The following is a 3,912-nucleotide window of genomic DNA, read 5'->3' as shown; positions in this document are numbered from 1 at the left end:
TTTATCACCAATCCATATTTTAAAGGACGTAACCTAGACGTCTCAGTGTGGAATAGGGGTAACCCTAATAACCCTAACTCAACAGGGATTAATCCCTCTCATTTTTATGTAGACATGTTAAAAATTGACGGTAGACTGCGTGAAATAGCTAAAACCTTAATGCCAGTTTATACATACTTAGATGCTGACCCTGAGGTTATCTATGATGAAGGAACCGACACAATAGCTGAGGGGTATGTGAAATGGGGTTGTAGTGATGAGGGTATGAGTGTGAACGAAGCGACGAGAACGAGCCCGAATTGGTCGCGAGAAGAGTATCGGACAGGTAACTATGTGATTCTAGAGGGTATTGTTAAATCTAACTCAACTACTAATAACGGCTCGCATGATGACAATCTAACACCGGATAACCATAATCATAACCCAGATCAGCCTGATGATCGTATTTTCCCACCAGTAGATAATACATATACCACCTACTATGTGGGAAATAAATCAAATGGTAAGTTTGTTATTCCAACTGTGAAAATGCTCGATACAGGGCTGTGTTTCTCTATAATAATGAATAATGTTAATGGGAAAATAACGATTGATAATAGTGCCACAAATGAAATAAACTGCGACAATCTTATTGGGGAACCAACCGCGACAATTAACAAACCTAGTACTGTAATGACTATCCCGTCGATCGGCTGGAATAATAAGAACTATCGTGTTGAACTATCACTTAGCCTCATTAGTAACGTATTGAAATGGAAGAGTATTACAGAGATTCATAGATAATATACAGAAATGACAAACACCTCGCTCTAATCTTAGAGCGAGGTGTTTAATTGGATAATTTAAATGAAAAAATTGACATTATTGGTATTACTAGGACCCTGTAAACCAGATTGTGTAAAGTCCTCTCTAAAAATCAGACATAATCCTTTAATCTATCCTCAGATTGATTGAATGCTAGCTTTTATAGTTTTTGTGTTGATGTTCATGCTTTATATTCCTAGTCTTTGCTGTCCTGCGTCCTCGAGTTTGTCTTGTTCGGTTTTTTCTCGCGTGTCTTTCTCTATGATTCTAACAATAGTTGTTGTATTGCCATTATGTAATATTGACATATTAACAAACCAAAACCCAGTATTACCACTTTGAGCTATGATCCTTTTATTTTGTAATTCTCTTAATGCCCCGTAAAATGATTTGTGAGTCATTATGTAACCATTTTTGCCAACTTTAAAATCTGATTTTAAGCCTCTAAAAAAAGCGGTTAATATACCAATATCAAAAGCAATTACGGGTGTATCTTGTGGCATATTTGCAAACAAATAATCCATTATTAAACGACTTTTAGGCTTTAATCCATACACTGAAGATAAGGCGTCAATTCTTATTTTTGTAAATTGTCCAGCAGGGACAATTTCACGCACTAAAACAGCAGGATTATCTACAAAATTACCAGTAGATAACTCGACATATGTATCACCCTTTTTTTTGCGATAAATATTTCTCTCTTTTGTTAATCCTTTTAGCGAGAAAGGGTATTTATTTTTAAATAATGATAAATCCATAATTTAGGTATTTTTTTTTCTTATCTTTAAAACAGTGCTATAAAAATGTAGTCTTATTCTGACTGTGTAAAAGTCTAAGTTATCCACGCTCGACTGAACCCTTTAGGATTAGTTCGGGCGAGCGTGGATAACTTCGCTTTGACTTTTGCACGCTCGGAAATAAGACGGGTTACTTGGTAAAAGAAGGAAAAAAATCAAGAGCAAGAGCTTGCTTTTTCAGGTGGTATAATATTAGTGGCTTCGATGATTAAATGCACCAACGAAGATACTCGACTTCGATTAGTTCAGGGATGAAGATCAAGAGCGTTACTACCGCCCTAAAGAACAGGGCTATACACCTGCGGTGGGCTGCATCGTGCTAAATGATATTTTTTTACATTCAAGAAAAATTCAAAATACAAAATAATTCTTTAATTTAAGAATTATTTTAATAAAATAATTTTTGCATTAAAAAAGTATTCTAACAGCCCCTCTAGTATAAGAAATTTTGAAAAGTTATCAGAGGTTTTGGGTGGTAAATAGTTTAGCTTATTCTAAATAAGAAAGTTTAAATTGTTGTCTGAAATTGTGGGGGTTTTATAAGTGTAATAAGCCCAATATTAGAGCTCAGAAGTTCGTGAGTTTATCAAGTTTTCAGAAGTTCGTGAGTTTATCAAGTTTGTAGTGTATAATTTTCACACAACACACAAAAGTTTGGTTGGTTAATGAAAGGTTTGGGTGCCTTGGGTTTTCAGGCACCGGTCGGACAAGTAGTCAGTTATAATGCGTCATTTTGGAGACTATTAAAGCAAGACATCAATAAACTCGTCGCATTTGATACGATATCGACACCAAAGAAAACCAATATCTTTGATGAGATTGTTAGGGAGACTAAGCATTTAAACTTAGTCATCGCTTATAGAATTACTATTCATCGCGGAAAAAGCGCGGTGGTATTTAAGAAATTAAACATTAGAAGGAACTAAAAACGATAAACAACTTGAAATATTAAGAGCGGGTAAAGAGCTTGCTAAGAAAAGTATCATACACCCCAACGCAGAACCTTACATTATTAACTAAGATAGAGAACAATATGAAGAATAAAACGATTAAATTAGCACTTATATTAAGCACATTATTAGCAAGTGGAATATCACAAGCGGGTTATAACCCCGATAAAGGATACGGGACACCTGAGCACCGCCCTGGAATGGATTTCTCAGCGTGTTGGCTAGTTAACATCGGGTATGCTAGGTATATCGGAGACGAAAATTCAGGTAAACTTTTTATCACCAATCCATATTTTAAAGGACGTAACCTAGACGTCTCAGTGTGGAATAGGGGTAACCCTAATAACCCTAACTCAACAGGGATTAATCCCTCTCATTTTTATGTAGACATGTTAAAAATTGACGGTAGACTGCGTGAAATAGCTAAAACCTTAATGCCAGTTTATACATACTTAGATGCTGACCCTGAGGTTATCTATGATGAAGGAACCGACACAATAGCTGAGGGGTATGTGAAATGGGGTTGTAGTGATGAGGGTATGAGTGTGAACGAAGCGACGAGAACGAGCCCGAATTGGTCGCGAGAAGAGTATCGGACAGGTAACTATGTGATTCTAGAGGGTATTGTTAAATCTAACTCAACTACTAATAACGGCTCGCATGATGACAATCTAACACCGGATAACCATAATCATAACCCAGATCAGCCTGATGATCGTATTTTCCCACCAGTAGATAATACATATACCACCTACTATGTGGGAAATAAATCAAATGGTAAGTTTGTTATTCCAACTGTGAAAATGCTCGATACAGGGCTGTGTTTCTCTATAATAATGAATAATGTTAATGGGAAAATAACGATTGATAATAGTGCCACAAATGAAATAAACTGCGACAATCTTATTGGGGAACCAACCGCGACAATTAACAAACCTAGTACTGTAATGACTATCCCGTCGATCGGCTGGAATAATAAGAACTATCGTGTTGAACTATCACTTAGCCTCATTAGTAACGTATTGAAATGGAAGAGTATTACAGAGATTCATAGATAATATACAGAAATGACAAACACCTCGCTCTAATCTTAGAGCGAGGTGTTTAATTGGATAATTTAAATGAAAAAATTGACATTATTGGTATTACTAGGACCCTGTAAACCAGATTGTGTAAAGTCCTCTCTAAAAATCAGACATAATCCTTTAATCTATCCTCAGATTGATTGAATGCTAGCTTTTATAGTTTTTGTGTTGATGTTCATGCTTTATATTCCTAGTCTTTGCTGTCCTGCGTCCTCGAGTTTGTCTTGTTCGGTTTTTTCTCGCGTGTCTTTCTCTATGATTCTAACAATAGTTGTT

The 3,912-nt window shown here is 35.9% G+C and carries 3 protein-coding genes; 2 read left to right on the top strand and 1 reads right to left on the bottom strand.

From position 1 onward, the window contains the following. Nucleotides 1-783: hypothetical protein (locus tag BHECKSOX2_RS00160; RefSeq protein ID WP_218973218.1), on the top strand; the 783-nt coding region annotated here is incomplete at its 5' end. A gap of 209 nt (nt 784-992) precedes the next feature. Here BHECKSOX2_RS00160 and BHECKSOX2_RS00155 read toward each other — a convergent pair. After that, nucleotides 993-1,562, bottom strand: coding sequence for a hypothetical protein (locus tag BHECKSOX2_RS00155; RefSeq protein WP_139681967.1), 570 nt, complete (start codon nt 1,560-1,562; stop codon nt 993-995). Between the two features lie 1,072 nt (nt 1,563-2,634). On the opposite strand from BHECKSOX2_RS00155, the gene BHECKSOX2_RS00150 reads away from it, so the two are divergent. Next, complete coding sequence (locus BHECKSOX2_RS00150) at nt 2,635-3,609, top strand: hypothetical protein (protein ID WP_139681966.1); 975 nt, start codon at nt 2,635-2,637, stop codon at nt 3,607-3,609. Nucleotides 3,610-3,912 lie beyond the last annotated feature (303 nt).

Source organism: thiotrophic endosymbiont of Bathymodiolus puteoserpentis (Logatchev) (genome assembly GCF_900127505.1).
GTDB lineage: Bacteria > Pseudomonadota > Gammaproteobacteria > PS1 > Pseudothioglobaceae > Thiodubiliella.
The sequence above is the reverse complement of the archived record's forward strand: the minus strand, read 5'-3'. Positions and strand labels throughout refer to the sequence as shown.